The 19867-nt window shown below is 70.9% G+C and carries 20 protein-coding genes and 1 pseudogene; 6 read left to right on the top strand and 15 right to left on the bottom strand.

Annotated elements, in window-relative coordinates; genetic code table 11:
- Nucleotides 1-72: 72 nt before the first annotated feature.
- Nucleotides 73-1005: an alpha/beta hydrolase gene (locus ACFVGS_RS24825; RefSeq protein ID WP_384407712.1), complete on the top strand. Its 933-nt coding sequence runs from the start codon at nucleotides 73-75 to the stop codon at nucleotides 1003-1005.
- A 73-nt stretch (nucleotides 1006-1078) separates the two neighbouring features.
- Here ACFVGS_RS24825 and ACFVGS_RS24820 read toward each other — a convergent pair whose 3' ends face one another.
- Together ACFVGS_RS24820 and ACFVGS_RS24815 are read right to left on the bottom strand one after the other, a co-directional pair.
- Nucleotides 1079-1555, bottom strand: a complete 477-nt coding sequence (locus ACFVGS_RS24820) for a 4-oxalocrotonate tautomerase family protein (protein WP_384407714.1) — start codon at nucleotides 1553-1555, stop codon at nucleotides 1079-1081.
- Between the two features lie 212 nt (nucleotides 1556-1767).
- Nucleotides 1768-2463: an SDR family NAD(P)-dependent oxidoreductase gene (locus ACFVGS_RS24815; protein WP_384407716.1), complete on the bottom strand. Its 696-nt coding sequence runs from the start codon at nucleotides 2461-2463 to the stop codon at nucleotides 1768-1770.
- A 102-nt stretch (nucleotides 2464-2565) separates the two neighbouring features.
- Between ACFVGS_RS24815 and ACFVGS_RS24810 the strand changes: the two genes are divergently transcribed.
- The gene (locus tag ACFVGS_RS24810; protein WP_384407718.1) at nucleotides 2566-3444 is read left to right on the top strand and encodes a helix-turn-helix transcriptional regulator; all 879 of its coding nucleotides are present in this window, start codon (nucleotides 2566-2568) and stop codon (nucleotides 3442-3444) included.
- A gap of 97 nt (nucleotides 3445-3541) precedes the next feature.
- On the opposite strand, the gene tpg is transcribed toward ACFVGS_RS24810, so the two are convergent.
- The 10 genes and pseudogenes from tpg to trxB form a co-directional block, all read right to left on the bottom strand.
- The gene (gene tpg / locus ACFVGS_RS24805; RefSeq protein WP_385693706.1) at nucleotides 3542-4099 is read right to left on the bottom strand and encodes a telomere-protecting terminal protein Tpg; all 558 of its coding nucleotides are present in this window, start codon (nucleotides 4097-4099) and stop codon (nucleotides 3542-3544) included.
- Nucleotides 4100-4111: 12 nt separating this feature from the next.
- Nucleotides 4112-6358: a telomere-associated protein Tap gene (tap, locus tag ACFVGS_RS24800; RefSeq protein ID WP_385693705.1), complete on the bottom strand. Its 2247-nt coding sequence runs from the start codon at nucleotides 6356-6358 to the stop codon at nucleotides 4112-4114.
- A gap of 613 nt (nucleotides 6359-6971) precedes the next feature.
- Nucleotides 6972-7223 carry a hypothetical protein gene (locus ACFVGS_RS24795; RefSeq protein WP_385693704.1) on the bottom strand — a complete coding sequence of 84 codons (252 nt, stop codon included), beginning with the start codon at nucleotides 7221-7223 and terminating at the stop codon, nucleotides 6972-6974.
- 49 nt (nucleotides 7224-7272) lie between these two features.
- Nucleotides 7273-7779 carry a hypothetical protein gene (locus tag ACFVGS_RS24790; RefSeq protein ID WP_385693703.1) on the bottom strand — a complete coding sequence of 169 codons (507 nt, stop codon included), beginning with the start codon at nucleotides 7777-7779 and terminating at the stop codon, nucleotides 7273-7275.
- A 349-nt stretch (nucleotides 7780-8128) separates the two neighbouring features.
- Nucleotides 8129-8452: pseudogene (locus ACFVGS_RS24785) on the bottom strand (DUF1348 family protein); the annotation flags it as partial.
- The gene (locus ACFVGS_RS24780) at nucleotides 8338-10374 is read right to left on the bottom strand and encodes a Na+/H+ antiporter NhaA (RefSeq protein ID WP_385693702.1); all 2037 of its coding nucleotides are present in this window, start codon (nucleotides 10372-10374) and stop codon (nucleotides 8338-8340) included. The gene ACFVGS_RS24780 and the pseudogene ACFVGS_RS24785, both read right to left, overlap by 115 nt.
- 42 nt (nucleotides 10375-10416) lie before the next feature.
- Nucleotides 10417-11490, bottom strand: a complete 1074-nt coding sequence (locus tag ACFVGS_RS24775) for a DsbA family protein (RefSeq protein WP_384407730.1) — start codon at nucleotides 11488-11490, stop codon at nucleotides 10417-10419.
- Between the two features lie 132 nt (nucleotides 11491-11622).
- On the bottom strand, nucleotides 11623-11988 hold the full coding sequence (locus ACFVGS_RS24770; RefSeq protein ID WP_384407732.1) for a thioredoxin family protein: 366 nt from the start codon (nucleotides 11986-11988) through the stop codon (nucleotides 11623-11625).
- Nucleotides 11989-12047: 59 nt separating this feature from the next.
- Nucleotides 12048-12377, bottom strand: a complete 330-nt coding sequence (gene trxA, locus ACFVGS_RS24765; RefSeq protein ID WP_384407734.1) for a thioredoxin — start codon at nucleotides 12375-12377, stop codon at nucleotides 12048-12050.
- 23 nt (nucleotides 12378-12400) lie between these two features.
- The gene (trxB, locus tag ACFVGS_RS24760; RefSeq protein ID WP_384407736.1) at nucleotides 12401-13384 is read right to left on the bottom strand and encodes a thioredoxin-disulfide reductase; all 984 of its coding nucleotides are present in this window, start codon (nucleotides 13382-13384) and stop codon (nucleotides 12401-12403) included.
- Nucleotides 13385-13574: 190 nt separating this feature from the next.
- Here trxB and ACFVGS_RS24755 point away from each other — a divergent pair, with 190 nt between their 5' ends.
- Nucleotides 13575-14222: a GntR family transcriptional regulator gene (locus ACFVGS_RS24755; RefSeq protein ID WP_384407738.1), complete on the top strand. Its 648-nt coding sequence runs from the start codon at nucleotides 13575-13577 to the stop codon at nucleotides 14220-14222.
- 24 nt (nucleotides 14223-14246) lie between these two features.
- Here ACFVGS_RS24755 and ACFVGS_RS24750 read toward each other — a convergent pair whose 3' ends face one another.
- From ACFVGS_RS24750 to ACFVGS_RS24740, 3 genes are all read right to left on the bottom strand, one after another.
- Nucleotides 14247-15521 carry an MFS transporter gene (locus ACFVGS_RS24750; RefSeq protein ID WP_384407740.1) on the bottom strand — a complete coding sequence of 425 codons (1275 nt, stop codon included), beginning with the start codon at nucleotides 15519-15521 and terminating at the stop codon, nucleotides 14247-14249.
- A 78-nt stretch (nucleotides 15522-15599) separates the two neighbouring features.
- The gene (locus tag ACFVGS_RS24745; protein ID WP_385693701.1) at nucleotides 15600-16700 is read right to left on the bottom strand and encodes a flavin monoamine oxidase family protein; all 1101 of its coding nucleotides are present in this window, start codon (nucleotides 16698-16700) and stop codon (nucleotides 15600-15602) included.
- A 150-nt stretch (nucleotides 16701-16850) separates the two neighbouring features.
- Nucleotides 16851-17885, bottom strand: coding sequence for an alcohol dehydrogenase catalytic domain-containing protein (locus ACFVGS_RS24740; RefSeq protein WP_385693700.1), 1035 nt, complete (start codon nucleotides 17883-17885; stop codon nucleotides 16851-16853).
- A gap of 123 nt (nucleotides 17886-18008) precedes the next feature.
- On the opposite strand from ACFVGS_RS24740, the gene ACFVGS_RS24735 reads away from it, so the two are divergent.
- From ACFVGS_RS24735 to ACFVGS_RS24725, 3 genes are all read left to right on the top strand, one after another.
- On the top strand, nucleotides 18009-18902 hold the full coding sequence (locus tag ACFVGS_RS24735) for a LysR family transcriptional regulator (RefSeq protein ID WP_384407746.1): 894 nt from the start codon (nucleotides 18009-18011) through the stop codon (nucleotides 18900-18902).
- A 132-nt stretch (nucleotides 18903-19034) separates the two neighbouring features.
- Entirely contained in the window at nucleotides 19035-19316 is a 282-nt protein-coding gene (locus ACFVGS_RS24730; RefSeq protein ID WP_385693699.1) for a hypothetical protein, read from the top strand.
- A gap of 9 nt (nucleotides 19317-19325) precedes the next feature.
- The gene (locus ACFVGS_RS24725) at nucleotides 19326-19859 is read left to right on the top strand and encodes a DinB family protein (protein ID WP_385693698.1); all 534 of its coding nucleotides are present in this window, start codon (nucleotides 19326-19328) and stop codon (nucleotides 19857-19859) included.
- The last annotated feature ends 8 nt before the right edge of the window (nucleotides 19860-19867 follow it).

Below are 19867 nucleotides of genomic sequence, written 5' to 3'. Positions count from 1 at the left end.
TCGATGGCCGTTGATCGACAGGCCGGTTACGCTGCGTTTCATCCTGTAACGCCCAGAAAGGACCGTGCTGCCATGCCCGTGGATCCGGCCATCGTGGCCCTGATGGAGGAGTTCGGCCTGGGCGGTCCGGAGCCCGCCACGCCCCCCACACTCGCGGAGGCCCGCGAAGGTCTGCGCAAGCTGACGCTCGCGGCCGCGCCCAACCCGCCACTCATGGTCGACTCCGTCACCGATGACACCGTGGCCGGGGTCCCGGTCCGCGTCTACCGGCCCCGACAGGCCGGGACCGCCGCGACGGTGGTGTTCTTCCACGGCGGCGGCTTCGTCGCAGGGGACCTGGATACCCACGACAGCATCTGCCGCCGACTGTGCCGCGACGTCGAGGCGGTCGTCGTCAGTGTCGACTACCGACTCGCCCCCGAGCACCCCTTCCCCGCCGCCTACGAGGACGCCCTGGCCGTATCTCGCCACGTCGCCCGGCATCCCGAGTCCTTCGGCGGCGGTCCGCTGGCCCTCGCGGGGGACAGCGCCGGCGGCAACCTCGCCGCCTCGGTCGCCCTGACGTTCCGCGACGAAGGCATCCCCGTCGCCGCCCAGCTCCTCGTCTACCCCTGCGCCGACCTGACCAGGGGGCCCGAATACCCCTCCCTGGCCGAGAACGCCCACGGCTACATGCTGACCGCGTCCGACCTGGACATCTGCCTCAAGGCGTACATCAACGACGACCCCACCCTGGCCAGGCAGTTCCCTCCATCCCCGCTGCGGGCCGATGATCACCGCGGTCTGGCACCTGCTGTCGTCGGCCAGGGCGACAACGACGCCCTGCGCGACCTGACCCTGGCCTACGTCGACGTCCTGCGTGCGGCCGGGGTGACGGTACGCCTGCACCGCTACCCCGGGCTGATCCACGCCTTCCTCCACTTCGACGCCCTCATCCCATCCGTGGACGCGGCAGCCGGTGAGATGTACGCCGACTTCAAGAAGCTCATCACCGCCGCCGCGTAAGGGGCGGGAGCTCACACCCCTGCCCCCGGCCACTCTCCGATGGGGATGGCCGGGGGCATGGGCGCGAGCTGGGTCAGGCGCCGAGGTGGGCGCGGATGGCCTTGGCCTTCTCATCGGTGAACACGCCGGTGTCGAGGAGGGGGAGGACGGACAGCACGCCGCCGCGCGAGCCCCAGCTACCCTCGTCGATGACACGGAAGTTGACCCACCACGCGGGCGCCGGCTCGGCGAGCCCGCAAGCCTCGGCCATCGCGGCCAGGAGACGTTCGATGACCTCGGTCCTGACCTCCTGACGCCAGTCTCCGTCCATCACCGCCACGTCGATGACCATGACGTCGGCCTCCGGCCCGGCATCCGCAAGGAGCCGCCCTCCGATCGCCATCATGTCGCTCTCGCGCTCGACGAAGTGCACCTGGAACCCGACCCGCGCGGGCGGAGCGAACTGCCCCACCTCGGGCACGAGCACCGCGTCCGTCAGGCTCTCGGCCAGCTTCCGGCGCTGCTCCAGGCTCAGACGGCCCTTGGGGGCGTTCACGGTAATAACGGTCACAACAAACCTCCTATGACGACTGTTATAGACGGAGATTACACCGCTCTATAACGACTGTCATATCGACGCGCTCGGCCCGCCGGTCAGATCTTCCGGCCGGTCGGCCGCGTCGCTGTCGCTGTCGCTGTCGCTGTCGCTGTCGCTGTCGCTGTCGCTGTCGCTGTCGAGGAAGAGTGGCGGACCGGCCGTCTTCCTCCGAACTGTCCGGGGCTCTACCAGGCCATCGCGCCGTGCCGGTCACGGAAGGTCCCGGTCGGCCCGTCCGCTCCGATGGTGGCGAGTTCGACGATCGCGTCGGTCCCTTCGGTCACTGTCTGCGGGCCGCTGTGACCGTTGAAGTCGGTCGCCGTGTAGCCGGGGTCGGCCGCGTTCACCTTCACGTCCGGCCAGGACTTCGCGTACTGCGTGGTCAGCATGGTCACGGCGGCCTTGGACGCTGTGTAGAGCGGAGCGATCGCCCGGCCCTCGACGCGCTCGGGGTCGTGGGTGGCCGCGAAGGAGCCCATGCCGCTCGACACGTTGACGATGACCGGGTTCGCGGACTTCCGCAGGAGGGGCAGGAACGCGTGCGTGACACGGACGATCCCCACGACGTTGACCTCGAACACCGCGCCGGCGTCGGCGGCCGTGATCTGGTCGGCGGCGTTGTGGGTGCCGAAGACTCCCGCGTTGTTGATCAGGACGTCGATGCTCCCCTCACGGGCCCTGACGTCGGCGACGGCCGCGGTCACGGACGCGTCGTCGGTCACGTCGATCTGCACGAACCGGGCACCGAGCGCGTCGGCGGCCTCCTGGCCGCGCTGGGGATCGCGCGCGCCGACGATGACGGTGTGGCCTGCGTCGATCAGTCGGCGGGCGGTCTCGTATCCGAGGGACTTGTTGGCACCTGTGATGAATGTGGTCGTCATGCGTTCACTCTCGGCCGACGCCGAGAGGAGAGCCAGTGCCCTCTGCGACGGTAGGACTGCCGGTACCAGGCACAGCGGCCGTCCGGCGGACACAATGGCCGAGTGGACGAGACCCTTGGCACGGCACTGCGCCGCTGGCGCGACCGGCTTTCCCCCAGAGACATCGGGCGGACCGCGCGGCCCGGACGGCGTGCGGCGGGGCTGAGGCGCGAGGAGCTGGCCGAGCTCGCCGGACTCTCGGTCGACTATGTGGTGCGGCTCGAACAGGGGCGCGCCACGAACCCTTCGGCGCAGGTCGTCGCGAGTCTGGCCAGAGCACTGCAGCTGGGGCCCGAGGAGCGCGACTACGCGTACCGGCTGGCCGGCCTCCTGCCCCCGCACGACGGGACGATCTCCACGCATGTCCCGGCGGGAGTCCAGCGGATGCTGGCTCGCCTCGGGGAGTTCCCCGTGGGCGTGTTCAGCGCCGACTGGACCCTGCTGTCCTGGACTCCGGCATGGGCGGCGCTGCTGGGCGACCCCAGCGGGCGGACGCACGCCAAGCGGAACCTGGTGCGGGCGGTCTTCGCCTCGGGGCCCACCGGGCTCGCCGCCTGGCCCGTGCAGCAGGAAGGCGACACCCTGACCTCCGCCCTCGTCGCCGATCTGCGCGCCGCTCTCGTCACCTATCCCCACGACCGTGGCCTGGTCGAGCTCGTGGAGGAACTGCGCTCCACCAGCGCGGAGTTCGCCCGCCTCTGGGACGAGGGCGCGGTCGGTCTGCATGTCTCGGCCCGCAAAACCGTCCTGCACCCGCAGGTCGGCGAGGTGACGTGCGACTGCGATGTGCTCACCGTCCCGGGCTGCGACATCCGCCTCGTCGTCTACACCGTGGCCGCGGGCTCCCTCGATGCCGAAAGGCTGGAGTTCCTCCGGGTCACGAACGGAGCCGGCGCCGACGGGTCCCCCCATCCGGGGCCCGGACTGTTCTCGGCGCCGTGACCACCCGACCGGCCAGACCCGTCAGGCGGCTCCAGCACCACGTACCACGGCCGGACGCAGCGAACACCGGTGGAACCAACCTCATGAGATGGCACAGCTAGAGCCCGAACTCCAGGTGCTCGATGTCCGTGAAACGGACCTCCTCCAGGCTTCCGGCGCGGCGGCCGTTGTCCTGAAAGTACACCTCCTTGAGCGCTTCGGCGGCGATCTCCTGGAGCCGCTGGTCGCTGGCGCCGGCCTCGTGGGCCTCGAAGAGGCGGGCGGCGTACTGCGGGGGCAGGGCGACGGTCAGGTGCCGGATGCGGTCCTGGTCCGTCGACCCGATCGGCGCGGTGTAGCCCATGCGGGCCCGGGTGTCGATGACGATGCCGCCGGTCGTGGCCGCCTTCTGCCGGGCCTTGGCCCTGATCTGCGGCTGCCACCGGGCCTTCACCTCACGCTCCAGGCGCGCAGCGAGGTCGGCGCGGGGCTTCTTGATCTGGTCCTTCACGTACCGCTCGACGGTGCGCTGGGAGATGTGCAGCATCTGGGCGACCGCCTTGGTGCCCTTGAGCTGCTTGACCAGGTACCGCATCTGCGCGGGCGCGCTCTTGGGCGCCGGGCGGGTGAACGCCTTGTGCACCGCGGCATCCAGGCCATCCCCGAACAGGCTCATCGTGCCCTTCTCCTACTCTCCGGTGTCGACGTCGGTGACGGTGCCGTCCTTGATGTACCGGGCGAGGTTGAGCTCCGGGGCGTTGAACCGGTCGCGGACCTCTTCGCCCCACAGGACGGTCTGGGTGCCTTCGTGCTTGACCAGGCCGGGGTTGATGCCGAGCTTGAAGCCGCCGGGCAGCGGTTTGCCCTCGCGATATGGCAGGAAGTCCAGCGGGCTGGTGCCGTCGGCCGCGTAGACGACGCAGTCGGACAGGATCGCGACCGGGTACTGCCCGGTGAACGCCGCATGCTTGACGATCTTGCGGTGCAGGTTGATCCGGGTGCGGGAGATGACCGCCGCGCGGATGTCGGGCCGCCAGGTCGGGCGGGACAGGGCGCGCCACGGCTCGCCGGGCCGCCAGCCCTCCCCGCGCGGACGCTCGCGCAGCTTGCCCAGGCCGCCCTTGACTGTGGCCTTGACCGCCGAGACGACGATGGCCAGCTCCGGGTCGCGGCTCTTGTAGCCGTTCATCGCGGTGAGGAAGTCGGCCGGCGACAGGTCGGCGTCGACGCCGAGGTCGGCCATCGTGGCGAGGTAGGCATCGCGCAGCCGCTGGTACCAGGCGTCCAGGTAGCGGCCGTTGTCGTACCGGACGTATGCCTCGATCGGCACGACGTCGTAGCCGAGCTCCACGGCGTAGGCGACGGTGGGCGTGGCGTACCAGGCCGGTCCTTCGGGACGGTCGCCCTTCGGGGTAAACGGGCTGGGCAGCAGACTCGTGTCCAGATCCGCCCACGTGTCCTTGGCGACCTTCACCCGGGACAGGTCGACGTGGGACAGGTCCACCAGCCACGAGCCAGGCAGCTTCGGGTCGAAGACCGGGTTCTTGACATGGGTGGGTGCTCCGAGGCCGACGATCAGGCCGTTGGCGCCCGCTCCGAACGCGAGGTTCACGTCGATGCCGACCAGGTGCCGCAGGGTGCACTCGGCATCCGTCATCGGCCGCGCCCAGTCGTACGCCTCCTCGAACAGCTTCTCCGCCGGGCCGCGGACGTGGAAGCGCGGCAGGTCCGCCAGGAGCGGGTGCCCGTCGGGCGCCTCGCACGGGGCGCAGTCCACCGGGTCTTTGCCCAGGCTGCCGGGGTTGTGCTCGGAGTGCCGCCTGCCTGTCGCGTCTGGTTCAGAGGCGCGGGTCGGCGGGTGGAGGGCGGTCATCAGCTCCAGGCCGGTGACGGCTGTGGAGCCGCGCGGTGTCATCACCCGGGACGCGTACACGCCCAACAGCCGGGCGAGTTCCGCGGGCGGGAGCTGCCCGGCGTCGCGCCAGTGCCGGGTGTCCAGCGCGTTCCACGACGGGATGCACAGCTGCACGCAGGCCCGCTCCGAACCGGTCGCGGGGCGGTAGATCCGCGCCCACGGCCCGAAGCCCCTCTTCGTCAGCTTCCACTCCGCGCGGACCAGCTGCTTGATGACCTTGTGGCCTTCCGGAAGGCGACCGGCGAGCCGCTCCTGCTCCGTGAGCGTCGTCGGCAAGCCGTAGCGCACCAGCGCGGCCTCGCTGAGCACGAGCAGCGGGTCGGCGTCCTTGCCCGGGCCGGAGAGCTTCGGCTGACCGAGCTTCGCCTCATGCAGCGTCCAGTCCACCAGGGACGGCAGCGACTTGGCAGGCACGTCCAGGACCAGGCCGCCCGTGCAGTACGCCAGGACCTGCCCGTCAGCGTCGACGTCCAAGACCGCCAGCGGACCGTTCTCGAACCGCGGATCGGTGCCGCCCGCCGAGGTTTTGGCCGGGGTCGCCTTCCGCGTGCCCGGACGGTGCGACGTCGACGTCGGCCTGGCGGTGCGCGCCGGACGGAATGCGGTCGCCGGAGCGGCGGTGGGGGCAGCGGTCTGGGTGTTCTCGTGTGCCGTCGTCATGGCCGCAGCCCCACGGGCCGGGCCTGTGGGCAGAGCCCGAGCTTCCGGCATAGGGGCCACGGGGCCGGCGAACGATGCCGGCCCCGCCGTGTCCTCCTCCGCCGCACCGGTGTTGACCGGGGCGGGGTAGAGCTTCGCGAGCCCGTCGAGAAGCCGCGCATACGCGTCACGCTCCGGCGGCCGCGGCTCGGTCTTGCCGGACTCCCAGCCGCTGACCGTCGCCCGGCGCACGTGCAGCGCGGTGGCCACCTCGTCGATCGTCAGGCCGTGCGCGACACGCAACCGCTTGCGCTCCGCCGGCGGCGGAAGGACCGCGCGGGACGCGAGCAGCGCATCGACAGCGTCGAACAACTCGGACATGGAACACCTCCCGACCTGGAGCCTAACCCATGAACCGCACGATTCGCGTACATTTAACGTACGAGCAGCGTACATGTGGCGTGCATTTCAGGTAATGGCGTTCCAGGGGCCCGGCAGACCGATCTCTCGCAGCGAAGGTTGAGTGGCCGTTACGGCCTGCCTGGGGAGGCGATCAGGGACGGGGCTCCCCAGGCCGGTACAAGGTCCGTTTCGAGCGTGGGCGGGCATCCGGGGTCTCGGCCAGGTGCGGCCGGCGTCGCGGTCAGATACAGGTGCGGATCCGGGAGGAGTCATGGATCACCGTCCAGCCCTTGCCCCAGCTGCCTGCGGTGCGTGTGCCTCATCCACGATCGCGAGATCGAAGACCGCAGCCGGGAAGACGGAGCGCTGGACCTCCTCGATCCGCGGGAGCGAGTCGAGGGTCACGAACACGGTCGCCGGCTCGTTCTTCTTGGCACCTTTTGGGCCAGCCAGTGCGCCAGGCACTCCCCCGAACCCGCGGACACCGCCCCTGCCTCGGCCAGCACGGGATGCTTGTGTGCCCCGAGTGAGGACACGGCCATCAACGGCTCGCGGCGGGCGTCCGCACGGGCGGCCTGGGCCCGCTGGCCGATCAGATCCCGGGACGGCACCACACCAGCAGAAACCGGGTATCGAGGGCCTCGGCCATCCGCAGGGCGATCAGCTTCTTCCCGGCGCCGCACGCGAACACCATGCAGCCAAGCGAACCCGGCTTCCTGGGGCCGCGTAGCCCGCTGTGAACCGCCGCCTGCTGACCGGAGCGCAGCATACGGCGGACGGGCGCGATGGCGTCGGCCAGAGGCGGGTGGCGGTCCGGGGCGACAGAGCTGGTGTCGGTGGCCATCAGGTGGTCCTTGGGAGAACCGGCTGAACGCCGCGGGGCAGAAGGGAGGTCACTGGTAGAGGAAGTCCGCTCCCCACACCTGGAGTCCGTCGACCAGGGCGACGGCGGTGTCCGCCGCTTCCCGGAGCTCGGCGGCTGTGCACGCGTCGTAAATGGCGTTGATCGCCTTGGAGTTGTGGTACTCCGCGGCGAGTCGGCGGAAGGTGGCCGAGGGACGGAAAACAGTATCCACCGACGCTTGTTCGTCCACGAGCTCCGCGGGAAGCCCGCAGTACGTCTCCGACGTGATGAAGCATGCCCAGTCGACCAGTTTGCGTGTCGACCACACATCGTGTGCGACGCGGTCGAGAAGCAGCGGACGGCAGTGGGGGTCAGGGCATTCGTCCACCGTCGCGTAGAACAGCTGGTCCACCAGGGCAGTGTCAACCCTGGTCCCAACCGGGTACAACTCGGACGGCGGCACGAACTGCCGCTGCCGACGGCGGACCGTGGCCGCAGCGTGTACATGGTCAGCGCCGATCGCCATTCTTTCCACGGCCTCCTTCAGCAGGCTCATTTCCCGGCATCACAGCTCATCGTCGCGCGCCCTGGGTCACAGCGGCCGCAAAACGGCGAACACGCCGCACAACAGTAGATCTTCTAGTAGGGGGCGGAGCTTCGAAGGCCAGCTCACCTGGGACGGGCCTCCCCGATCCGGTCGGACGCGGTCCGCAGTGATCCAGTCGTGCTCATCGATGAACGAGGTACGCGTCACCTCGGTACGGGCGGACCGCCACCGGTTCCGTCGGTAGGGCATCAGCCCCTGGCCGATCTGGGGTGGACGACACTCATCTGCCTGCCTCCGGCGGGGTCAGTGGCTGACCCAGCACCTGGCGCAGTACAGCATCGTGCTCCTGGAAGACCACTCACCCGCCTGCCCTCAAGGCGTCCCACACGGTCTCCTCTCCTGTCCCAGGAACCGGCCCGAGAGGGACTGATAAGGGCTCGGGACCCGCGTCTTGAACCGTCGATGCGTCCATCGCGACCAGCTCGGGACGGTCAGCGGCTGCATCATCTTGTTCCCCGGCCCTGCGCCGGTTCGGTACGTCGTTGATGCCCGCCTCACGCCGGCGCGTCAGACCTGCGGCGTCGAACTCCCGCAGTTCCTTGCCGCAGGAACGCCGGTACCCGCCGCTGGCGTCCCGCCACTCGTACGGGAAGCGGACGGCGAGCCGGTCGTCGCCGAATGACCACGGATCCTGGCACTCGTAGCCGAGCTCCCTGCGCCACCTCTCGGTGGGGCGGTGACGCGTTCGCGGGCGGCCCGGACGGCGGCGGTCAGGCTGGTGATGTCGTAGGCGCCGTGGTGCCGACGGCCGTTGACGAAGAAGGTGGGTGTGCCGGCCACGCTGCTGAGGTCGGCGGACTCGACGTGCTCGGCGACCCGGGCCGCGCCGACGTGGGCCTGAAGGTCTTTTTCGAAGCGGGGCACATCGAGGCCGATGCCCGTGGCGTAGACGACCAGGTCGTCGGCGTCCAGCGCGCCCTGGTGGCTGATCAGCAGGTCGTGCATCTGCCAGTAGCGGCCCTGCAGGGCGGCGGCTTCGGCTGCTTCGGCGGCGAGTTGAGCGTGGATGTGGACGTCGGCCAGCGGCAGGTGGCGCCATACGTAGCGGACGTCGCCGAAGTCGGCGAGGAGTTCGCGGACGACCGCTTCGGCCTTGCCGCAGTGGGGGCATTCGTAGTCGCCGTACTCGACGACGGTCACCGGGGCGTGGCGCGGGCCTCGGATGTGGTCGCGGTCGGGGTCGACGGGGACGGCGAGGTCGGTGAGGGTCTCTGCCTTGCCGAGCAGGGCGCGGCGCTGTCGTTCGGGCGGCAGCAGGGCGATGCCCGTGGAGACGAGACGGGAGGTCACGAGAGCGAGGAGCAGCGTGCCGAGGATGCCGATCTTGGCCTCGTCGAGGCGGGGGCCGTCGAAGGCGAGGGTCGCGATGAGCAGGGAGACGGTGAAGCTGGCGCCGGACAGGGTGCCGGCGGCGGTGGCGGCGCCCCAGCCGACAGGGAGGCGGATCCGTCCTCGGGAGGCGAGGGTGGTCAGCGCGGACGCCGCGACGATGCCGAGCGGCTTGCCGAGGGCGTAGGCGAGGAGGATGCCGAGGGTGACGGGTGAGGTGACGGCGCGTGCGAGCTGGTCGCCGCTGATCTCGATGCCAGTGTTGGCCAGGGCGAACAGCGGGACGACGACATAGCTGGTCCAGGGGTGGTACAGACGCTGCAGGCGGTCGTTGGGGGAGATCGCCGAGGCGATGCCGACGCGGACGTGCCGCTCCAGCTCGGGGGTGGGCTGTTCGCGGAAGAGCCGGAACAGGCCGCTGGCGTGCTCCAGGTCGGCGCGGTTGGCCGGGTGGGCGTAGGTGAGCAGCCCCATGGCGAGGCCGATCACGACCGGGTCGACGCCGGATTCGAGCAGGGCGATCCAGGCGACGACGCCGAGCAGTGCGTACACGGCGCCGTGCCGTACGCCGAGTTTCCGTACGAGGAGGATGGTGGCGAAGGTGCCGGCGGCGGCGAGCAGTGCGGGGAGGGCGATGTGGTCGCTGTAGGCGAAGGCGATGACGCCAAGGGCGAGGAAGTCGTCGACGACCGTGATCATGAGGATGAACATGCGCAGGCCGGGCGGCATGCGGCGGCCGACGACGGCCAGCAGGCCGAGCGCGAAGGCGGTGTCGGTGGACATCGCGACGCCCCAGCCGCCTGCCGTCTCGTGTCCGGCGTTGACGGCGAGGTAGAGGGCGATGGGCACGAGCATGCCGGTGAGGCCGGCGGCGAGTGGAAGGGCCAGCCGCTTACGCTCGCGCAGCTCGCCCATGTCGAACTCGCGGCGGGCCTCCAATCCGACGACGAGGAAGAACAGTGTCATCAGGCCGCTGTTGACCCACACACGCAGGTCCAGCGAGATCCCGTGTGTGCCGAGATGGAAGGACAGGTGGGTGTGCCAGAACGCCTCGTACGTCGCTGGTGCCGTATTGGCCCAGGCGAGCGCGGCGAGCGCCGCCGTCACCAGGACGGCGGCGCTGCCGGTCTCGGTGCGCAGGAAGTCGCGCAGGGGTGAGTGCGTGCCGTTGTCGCACGCGGTCTGCCCGGTGTAGTCGGCGGCTTCCAGGGACATGGGCGGTCTTTCGTTCGGCGAGGGGCTCGCGGAGGCGGCCCGTCAGGTCAGGTCGGGGGACATGGCGGCGGCCATCTTCAGGTGTATGGCCGCCTCGTCGCTTCTGCCGAGGCGCTGGAGGGTGCGGCCGAGCATGAGCCGGGTGTACGAGTCGTCGGGGCAGTCGTCCACGAGCCGGCGCAGCACGTCGTGGGCCTGGGAGAGCTGGGCCGAGTGGAAGTAGCCGCGGGCGGCGAGCTGTCGGACGTTCAGGTCGTCGCCGTGATGGTCGAGCAGCGGCCGGAGCAGGGTGAGGGCGCCCAGGGGGTCGCGCTGCTGGAGCAGGGACTCCGCCCAGCGCAGCCGCTGGACCTCCTCCGGCAGCTCGCGGGGGCGTACGCCGGCGGCCGCGGTGAGGAAGTCGACGATGACCTCGGGCGGTTGGGCGCCGGCGAGTGCCCGGTCGCCGACCACGAAGGTGGGCGAGGTCGCGATGCCACGGGCCTTGCCGATCAGGAGGAGTTCGCGCACCTCGCGGTCGGCGCGGTCGTCATCCAGGAGCGTGCCGGCGGCGGGGATGCCGACATGCTCGGCGATGCCGCGCAGCAGGGCGCGGTCGCCGATGTTGCTCCCGTCGAGGAAGTGGGCCTTCATCACCTGCTCGACGACCTCGCCCTGCAGGGCGCTGCCGCCGTGTTGGTAGGCCAGGGCGACCAGGCGGTGCGCGTCGTGACTGCCGGTCCGCCAGACCTCTCCCCAGCCGGGGCCGAAGCCCTCTTCGGCGGCGATCCGGGACACGAGCCCCGGGCCGTCCGTCGGAGAGGGAGCGACAGCGCAGGCGGCCGGGGCGCCGTCGGCCACGTCGGCGGAGGTCTCGTCCAGCCGGGTGCCGTGGGCGGGTGCGGTCGGGTCGATCCGGTACGGCCGCCACACCACCTCGGTGGTCAGACCGGCCAGCACCGGCATGGCCAGGGCCTTCTCCAGGCGCCGCTTGCCGATGTACGCCCACGGGCAGACCACGTCCGCCCACACGTCGATGCGCAGGACGGTCGCTGCCTGGCCCGTCGCCGTGCCGCGCGGCGCGTGCTCCTCGCCGGCATGCTCGGCGCTGCGGCGGTGGGTCTCCTGGTCCTGCACAGGGAGTGCCTTTCTCGGGACGGGCCTGTGCTGACCGGCCCGGGGTGCTCGTGGGGTGGTGTGCGTCGTGTCGCGGCGGGCGGGCCCGGTGCTGCGGGCCCGCGAGTCCTTGATGCCGTCGTGCTGGTGTGGCTACTTCTGCTGCTCGGCGGCGATCTCCTTGCGTACCTCGTCCATGTCGACCTTCCGCGACTGGGCGATCAGGTCTTCCAGTGCGTTCTCGGGCAGGGCGCCGGGCTGGGCGAAGATGGCGACCTTGTCGCGGATGATCGCGAGCGTCGGGATCGACTGGATGTCGAAGGCCTGCGCGAGCTCGGGCTGGGCCATGGTGTCGACCTTGCCGAAGACGAGGTCGGGGTGACGCTCGGAGGCGGCCTCGAAGATCGGGCCGAACATGCGGCACGGCGGGCACCAGTCGGCCCAGAAGTCGATCAGGACGAAGTCGTTGTTCGAGACGACCTCGTCGAAGGTGTCCTTGGTGAGTTCCAGGGTGCTCAACGGTTGCTGCCTTTCGCAGTGGAGGGGTTGCCTTCAAGGGGTGGTGGCCGCCCGTCGCGTCAGGCTGAGAGGTACGGGGCCAGCTGCGCTTCAAGGGCGGGCTTGGACAGGGCGCCGACGACGGTCTTGACCGGTCGGCCGCCCTGGAAGACCTTCATCGTGGGGATGGAAGTGATCCCGTACTGGCCAGCGGTCTCGGGGTTGTCGTCGACGTTGAGCTTGAGCACCGTGATCTTGTCCCCGTGCTCCTTGGCGAGCTGGTCGAGGATCGGGGCAACGGCTCGGCACGGCGGGCACCAGGCGGCCCAGAAGTCGACGAGGACGGGCTTGTCGCTGAGGAGGACCTGGTCAACGAAGGTGGCGTCCGTGACGGGACGGGCGGTGGACATGGTGGTGGGCTCTCCTTGTGCGGTCAGACGCCGGCGGTGGTGAGATCGCCGGGCGCGGCAGCCGTGGCGCGCTCCAGCAGGTGCTTCGGCAGGGCGGCCAGGTAGTGCTCGGCGTCAAGAGCTGCGACCGTGCCGGACGCGGCGGCGGTGACGGCCTGGCGGTAGGTGGGGTCGATGACGTCGCCCGCGGCGAACACGCCGGCGAGGTTGGTGCGGGAGCTGCGTCCGTCCACCGCGATCGTGCCGTCGTCGGTCAGGTCGAGCTGCCCGTGCACGAGGTGGACACGCGGGTCGGTGCCGATCGCGACGAACAGGCCCTGCAGGTCCAGGTCGCGCTTCTCCCCGGTGGCGGTGTCGGCCAGCGTGACGCCCGTGACGCCGTCCTCGCCGTGGATGGCGACGACCTCGGCGTTCCACACGAACTCGATCTTGTCGTTGGCGAACGCCCGCTCCTGCATGATCTTCGAGGCGCGCAGGCTGTCGCGGCGGTGGATGACGTAGACCTTCTCGGCGAAGCGGCTGAGGAAGCCCGCCTCCTCCATCGCCGAGTCGCCGCCGCCGACGACGGCGATCGTGCGCCCGCGGAAGAAGAAGCCGTCGCACGTCGCGCACCAGGAGACTCCCCGTCCGGACAACCGGTCCTCGTCCGCAAGGCCGAGCTTGCGGTAGGCGGAGCCGGTCGCGAAGATCACGGCGAGCGCCTCGTACTGCTCGCCCGAGGCGAGGGTGACCTTCTTGACCTCGCCGGTCAGGTCGACGGCGGTGACGTCCTCGAAGAGGATGTCGGTGCCGAACTTCTCGGCCTGCCGCTGCATCTTCTCCATCAGGTCCGGGCCCATGACGCCCTCGGGGAAGCCAGGGAAGTTCTCCACCTCGGTGGTGTTCATCAGCTCGCCGCCCGCTTCCACGGAGGAGGCGATCAGCAGCGGCCGGAGATTGGCGCGGGCGGCGTAGAGGGCGGCCGTGTAGCCGGCCGGGCCGGAGCCGATGACGATGATCTGCCGCACGGGAAGATCCCTTCTGTTGCTGGAAGAGCCGCCGGAACGGGCCTTCTGGCGTGCTCCAACACCCGGCCCAAGCCAGGCATTCCAGTTGCACGCATCTTGTATCCTAGTGACTGTCTGTGATGGAGATGTTCGGACGGTGCCTGATCCGGCGGTGGGTCACCGGCGGGCCGGGTGTGTGGAGGATAGGGTCGTGTCGACTACCGAGAGCGCGTCCGAGCGGGCCTACGCCGCTATCCGCGAGGGCATCCTCGACGGAACCCACCGGCCCGGCACCATGCTCGGCGAGGCCGGGCTCGCCGCCGGGCTCGGTGTCAGCCGCACCCCGGTACGGGCCGCTCTCGCCCGCCTCCAGGACGAGGGGTGGATCACCGTCTACCCCAAGCGCGGCGCCCTCGTGCGCGGACTGAGCGAGAAGGCCGTCAGGGACCTCGCCGACGCCCGGCTCATCCTGGAGAGCACGGCCGTCCAACGCGCCACCAAGGAGCGCAGGGCCGCTCTGGCCGACCGGCTCGAAGAGGACATCGACCGGCAGAAGCAGGCGCTCGCCGCCCGCGACCTCAACCGCTTCGTCGAGCTCACCATCGCCTTCCACCGCTCCTTCGTCGAAGTCGGCGACAACCTGGTCATGCTCGAACTCAACGACAGGATCGCGGACCGCCAGCGGTTCCTGCTCTTCAGCTACGGCGACACCCTCCTGGCCCGCTGCGCGGACATCATCGCCGAACACGAGGCGCTCATCGCCCGGCTGCGCGCCGACGACGTCCAGGGCTTCGCGGACGTACTGAGCTCCCACGTCGGCGACACCTACGGCTCCGGCCTGAATCACCTGCATCTCTGACAATGGCCTGCTCGACGGCGCCGTTCAGCGGGTGCCGCGGACCGCGGCCACCACGGCCAGGAGCGCGAGGGAGAGGAGGCCGCCGGTGAGGGCGAGCGTGGAGTAGCCGGCAGCCGCGACCACGATCCCGGAGGACATGCCGCCCGCCGCGCCCGCGATGGCGATGGAGACGTCGACCGTTCCCTGGGTCCTGGCCCGGGTGGCCAGCGGTACGGAGTCGGTGATCATGGTGGTGCCGGAGACGAGGCCGAAGTTCCAGCCCACGCCCAGCAGGATCAGTGCGATGGCCAGCAGGACGACGGAGTCGCCGGGGGCGAGCGCGGCGAGGAGGCCGGCGGCCAGGAGCGTGGCGCCGGACGCCGCGGCGATCGCCATCGGGCCGTACCGGTCGACGAGCCGGCCCGTAAGGGGTGAGGGCAGGTACATGGCGCCGATGTGGAGGGCGATGACGAGGCCGGAGGCGGCGGTGCCGTGGCCGTGGTCGTGCATGTGGACCGGCGTCATCGTCATGATCGCGACCATGACGAACTGGGTGAGGACCATGACGAGTGCGCCGAGCGCCACGCCGCGGCGGCTCGTACGGGCGTCGACCGGTGTGGCGTGGGCCTTCGCGGGGCCGCCCGGCGCGGCGTCGGTCGGCCGGGCCTCGGCGAGGGTGCGGGCCAGAAGCAGCGGATCGGGCCGCAGCCACAGGGCGAGGACGAGGGCGGCGAGCGCGTAGGCGAGCCCGGACACGAGGAAGAGGCCGGCCAGGCTCGGGATGCCGAGGTGCTCGGCGAGGGCGCCGGTGGGGGCCGCGAGGTTGGGGCCGGCGATACCGCCGAGGGTGGTGGCGACCAGGACGGTGGAGATGGCGCGGGCCCGGCGGTCCGGTGCGGCGAGGTCGGCTCCGGCGTACCGGGCCTGGAGGTTGGTCGCGGTGCCCGCCCCGTACACGAACAGCGCGAGGAACAACAGGACGGGCTGGTCGAGGGCCGCGGCGGTGATCACGCCAGCCGATCCGACGGCACCCGCGAGGTAGCCGAGCGCCAGGCCGGGCCGTCGGCCTCGTGCCTGGGAGAGACGGCCGACGGCAACGGCGGTGAGCGCGGAGCCAGCGGTGAGTAGGGCGCTGGGCAGTCCGGCGAGGCTGGTGGTGCCGAGCATGTCCTGGGCGAGGAGGGCCCCGACGGTGACGCCTGCGGCGAGCCCGGCGCCGCTGAGGATCTGCGAGGCGACCAGGATGCGCAGGATGCGTCGCTGGGGCGGCGGCTCGGTGGCGACGGGTATATCGGGCCGGAGGGCGGAGGGGTTTGTCATCTGCTTCCTTCATGAGCGGGGCATGCGGTGACCGGGCGGCGCCAGGGCAGGGCCGGCACAGCCGTGGCCGGGGAAGACCTACCGGCTTGCCGCGCGCAGACCGTCAGCCACGTCGGCGGCGGCCGCCAGGACGGCTCGTGCCGCACGTTCTCCCGCGGCGAGGGCTCCTTCGATGTGTCCGGCGTGGTCGGTGGCCGTCTCGGTGGACGCCCAGTGCAGGCGGCCGTCCAGCACCGGCCGCTGGTAGAGGCGGTGGCCGAAGAGGGAGTAGTCGGCCAGGTGCTGCACCGTGGACGGGGACGTCCACCGCTCGCCGCTCCAGTCCTGCACGTGGACGGCGGTGGGCGTGGCGGCGGCCGGGCCGAAGAGCCGTGTCAGCTGGGTGGTCACCGCCTGCTCGAAGCCGGGCCGTACGGTGCGGGCGTGCGCGAAGCCGAAGAGCGCGGCGGGCTTGCCGCCGGGCCCGGACATGTCGTGGATCTCCTGGAGCGGGCCGGTCCTGCTGAACGCCGCGCCGGCCAGCCCCTCCTCGCGCCAGAAGGCGGTGGGGTAGTGGGCGACGACCTTGGCGACGGCGCCCATCCAGACGGGGGTGGACTGGGCGAGGCGTACGAGGTCGGCGGGGAGCGCGTCGCCGAAGTCGATCCGTTCCAACGCCAGGGCCGGGGGGAGGGCGAGGACGACGTGCTCGGCGTGGAGCGTGCCGGCCGGGGTGAGCACGGTGAGGCCGCCGGTCTGGCGGTCCGGGTGGAGGGCGGTGACGGGGGTGTTCAGGCGCAGGGTGCCGGTGGGCAGCTCGGCGGCGAGCGCGGCCGTGATGCTCTGCGCCCCGGCGGCGAAGCGGCGGGAGGGGGCGTCGATCAGGTTGCCCGCGAGGCGTCGTACGCCGGTGGTCTCCTGGAGCAGGGTGTCCCCCGCGAGGTGCTGGTCGAAGGTCTCGACGTCGCTGCGCGCGGCCAGGGACCGTACGCGCTCCTCGCCGTCCCAGAACCAGGTGGCTCCCAGGTCGAGGCCCCGCTCGGGATGCGCGGTGGCGGCGGAGTGGAGGCGTCCGCCGATACGGTCGCGGGCCTCCAGAACGACGGTGTCACGGCCGGCGGCGTGCAGTGCGGTGGCCGCGGCCAGTCCGGAGGCGCCGGCGCCGATCACGAGGACGTCGTGGGTGTCCAGGTGGGACATGTGTGGCTCCAATCTGAGCAGGCTGAACCCCCGCTGTCGTCGGTGGTTACGGCATCGGGCTTCTACGGTGCCGAGCCGCAGTGTCAGGGCAAGGCAGGGGCCCGCCCGCCGCGCGCCTGAGGCGCGGCGCCGGGCGGAAGGGGGGGCTGGTTACTCGCCGCTGACCGAGGCGGTGTCCAGGACGATGCGGAAGCGGGGCGCTCCGGAGCGCAGCCGGGTGACGGCTTCGCCGGCCTTCTCCAGCGGCATCCGCTCGACCATCGGCCGCATGCCCGTGGTGACGGCGAAGGCCATGGCCTCCTCCGTCTCGCGCGGGCTGCCGGTCAGGTGACCGGTGAGAATGTGGCCGTTCATGACGAGCCGGGCCGCTGGGACGGTGACGGAGCCGGCGTCGACGCCGACGAGGGTGAGCTGTCCGTGCACGGCGAGGCCGGTGAGGAGTTCGTCGACGGGGGCCGTGGAGGAGGCGGTGTAGACGATGAGGTCGGCGCCGCCGAGCGCCTTGAGCGCGCCCCCGGGCGCCTGGGCGTCGCTGTCGATGTAGTGGTGGGCGCCGAGCTCGCGGGCGAGCTTCTCGCGGTCAGTGCCGCGGGCGATGGCCACGGTCTCGTACCCGAGCTTGGCCGCGAACTGGACGGCGAGATGTCCGAGTCCGCCGATCCCGAAGACGGCGATCCGGCCACCCGTGCGGATGCCCGCCTTGCGCACGGCGTTGAAGGTGGTCACGCCCGCGCAGCCGAACGGGGCGGCGTCGAAGAAGTCGAGCCCGTCGGGGATACGGGCGAGGGCGTCGGCGGGCACCGTGATGCTCTGCGCCCAGCCGCCAGGGTAGGACAGGCCGGGAATCTTGCGTTCGGCGCAGTGGACGACGTCTCCGGCCCGGCAGAAGCTGCAGTGTCCGCAGCTGCCGCCGAACCAGCCGACGGCCACGCGGTCACCGACCGTCCAGCCCTCGACCCCGTCGCCGATCTCGGCGATGACACCGGCGACCTCGTGGCCAGGGGTGACGGGGAAGGCGGTGCCCTTGCCGGTGGCCGCGGCCGTGCCGATGTCGGCGTTGCACACACCGCTCGCCGCCACCAACACCCGGACCCACCCGGCGGGTGGCGAGGCCGGTTCGGCCACGGACGGCTTCAGGGGGCCGCGGGGCTCGGTCACGACCATGGTCACGACACTGTCCGACATGGTGTCTTTCCGTTCCGAACGACGATGCTCATAGCTGCTGGTTATGCTGAATCAGCAGGAGTCCCACCGTAGGCAGAGGAAATCCAGCCCGGTAGGGGACCTCAGTGAATGGAGCGATAAGCCATGGCTATGACGACGGACCGCCTGAACCTCGAAGGGCTCCGGTACGCGCAGGCGGTCGCCGAGACCAAGTCCTTCAGCGCCGCCGCCCGCGCCTACGGCGTCACGCAGCCCGCGCTGTCGAACGGGATCGCCAAGCTGGAGGAGCGCCTGGGCGACAAGCTGTTCGAGCGGTCGCCGCGCGGTGTGACGCAGACCGCGTTCGGCGTCCGGATCCTGCCGCTGATCGAGCGCGCCCTGGTCGCGCTCGACGCCGTCGGTGCGGAGGCCCGGCGGCTGACCGAGCCCGGTGAGCAGAAGATCCGCATGGGCGTCTCGCCGCTGATCGGCTCCCACCTGGTGGCCCGGGCGTTCAGCATGGTCCAGGACCTGCCCGTGCCCCGCGATCTGGTGCTGCGCGAGGCGAACATGCAGGACCTGCGCGAATGCCTGCTCGCCGGACAGCTCGACATCATCCTCATCCCGGCCGTGGCCGCGATGCCGCGCTTCGAGCACCGGGTCATCGACGTCGAGCCGATCGTCGTCGTCAGCCCCGACACGGCGGAGATGACCCCCGTCGAGCTCGCGGAGGCCGGCAAGGAGCAGTTCATCCTCGTCCCCGACACCTGCGGCCTGACCACCTTCACCACCCAGCTCTTCCAGGCGCACGAGATGCCCCTGAACACCTATCCGGGCGAGGCCGCCAGCTACCAGGTCCTGGAGGACTGGACGAAGCTCGGCCTGGGCTCGGCGATGGTCCCCCGCTCCAAGCTCACCTCGCCCGACGTCTGCCACCGGCCGCTGCTGGACGGCGGCCGCGAGGTGCAGATCTCCTTCGAGGCGGTCTGGAGCGCCGACTCCCCGCTCGGCCCGGACCTGCTCCGCCTCGCCGACAGCCTCGCGGCCGCCCGCCACTAGGGCCATACGCATCGCTTATAGCCTGATTCAGAGAGATCCTCTACCGGACCCGTCCAGGAATGCCTAACTTGGCAGGCACGTTGCGGAACCCACCGCACCGCACCCTCCCTGCCGATCAAGCGAGGCATAACCATGGCGTATCTTGAGATCACGCTGCAGGTGGACCCGGTCAACCGCGTCGCGGCCGCAGGCGTGTACGAGAAGTACAAGCAGCCGTTCCTCGACACCGTCCCCGGTGCCAGGAGCAAGGAGCTCCTCGTCCGCGACGAGGACGTCCAGGTCCTCCACGGCTTCGAGACCGTCGCCGACGCGAAGGCGTACCTGGCGAGCGATCTGTTCACCCGCGATGTCGTCGGCGGCCTGTCCCCGCTGCTGAAGGCCGCTCCCGACGTGCGCCTCTACGACACCGCCTGAGCCCCGGCCGTGCACGAGCTCACCGCGCTGCTGCGCGATTACGACCGGGCCCGCGCCTACACCGACGAGCTGTGGAAGGACCTCACGCCGGACGAGGTGGTCTGGCGTCCGCACGAGGACTCCAGCGCCATCGGCTGGCACCTGGGCCACCAGGCCCACGTCGCCCACTTCATGATCCGTAACCTCACCGCGGCCGAGCCCAGCCCCGACCCGGAACTCGACGGGCTCATGGACTCGGCGAACCCGGAGAAGTTCCGCGGCGCCCTGCCGACCGTCGAACGCCTCGCCACGTTCCGGGACACGGTCGCCGAACGGCTCCACGCCCGCATCGGCGACATCGCCGCCGGCAAGGTCGGCGCCCCCACCCAGCTGACCATCGTCGCCCACCACCTGCTGGTCGCGCTCATCAACCACGAGTACCAGCACGACCAGTGGATCAGCGAGGTCCGGGCCGACAACCTCGGCCACGCGCTGCCGCCCGACCCCGAATCGGACCGACTCAGCCGCGTCGACGGCTACCTCGTCTGCAACCCCTACGCCTGACCCCTTCA

It is taken from the genome of Streptomyces sp. NPDC127114 (genome assembly GCF_042677525.1).
GTDB lineage: Bacteria > Actinomycetota > Actinomycetes > Streptomycetales > Streptomycetaceae > Streptomyces.
This window is presented reverse-complemented; position numbering and strand designations above follow the sequence as displayed.

Coding starts and splice junctions, on each gene's coding strand:
- ACFVGS_RS24795 (WP_385693704.1), bottom strand. CDS start 7,223: ATGGCCACCGACACCAGCTCTGTCGCCCCGGACCGCCACCCGCCTCTG.
- tap (WP_385693705.1), bottom strand. CDS start 6,358: ATGTCCGAGTTGTTCGACGCTGTCGATGCGCTGCTCGCGTCCCGCGCG.
- ACFVGS_RS24780 (WP_385693702.1), bottom strand. CDS start 10,374: ATGTCCCTGGAAGCCGCCGACTACACCGGGCAGACCGCGTGCGACAAC.
- ACFVGS_RS24815 (WP_384407716.1), bottom strand. CDS start 2,463: ATGACGACCACATTCATCACAGGTGCCAACAAGTCCCTCGGATACGAG.
- ACFVGS_RS24740 (WP_385693700.1), bottom strand. CDS start 17,885: ATGTCGGACAGTGTCGTGACCATGGTCGTGACCGAGCCCCGCGGCCCC.
- ACFVGS_RS24750 (WP_384407740.1), bottom strand. CDS start 15,521: ATGACAAACCCCTCCGCCCTCCGGCCCGATATACCCGTCGCCACCGAG.
- tpg (WP_385693706.1), bottom strand. CDS start 4,099: ATGAGCCTGTTCGGGGATGGCCTGGATGCCGCGGTGCACAAGGCGTTC.
- ACFVGS_RS24745 (WP_385693701.1), bottom strand. CDS start 16,700: ATGTCCCACCTGGACACCCACGACGTCCTCGTGATCGGCGCCGGCGCC.
- ACFVGS_RS24825 (WP_384407712.1), top strand. CDS start 73: ATGCCCGTGGATCCGGCCATCGTGGCCCTGATGGAGGAGTTCGGCCTG.
- ACFVGS_RS24735 (WP_384407746.1), top strand. CDS start 18,009: ATGGCTATGACGACGGACCGCCTGAACCTCGAAGGGCTCCGGTACGCG.
- ACFVGS_RS24730 (WP_385693699.1), top strand. CDS start 19,035: ATGGCGTATCTTGAGATCACGCTGCAGGTGGACCCGGTCAACCGCGTC.
- ACFVGS_RS24790 (WP_385693703.1), bottom strand. CDS start 7,779: ATGAGCCTGCTGAAGGAGGCCGTGGAAAGAATGGCGATCGGCGCTGAC.
- trxA (WP_384407734.1), bottom strand. CDS start 12,377: ATGTCCACCGCCCGTCCCGTCACGGACGCCACCTTCGTTGACCAGGTC.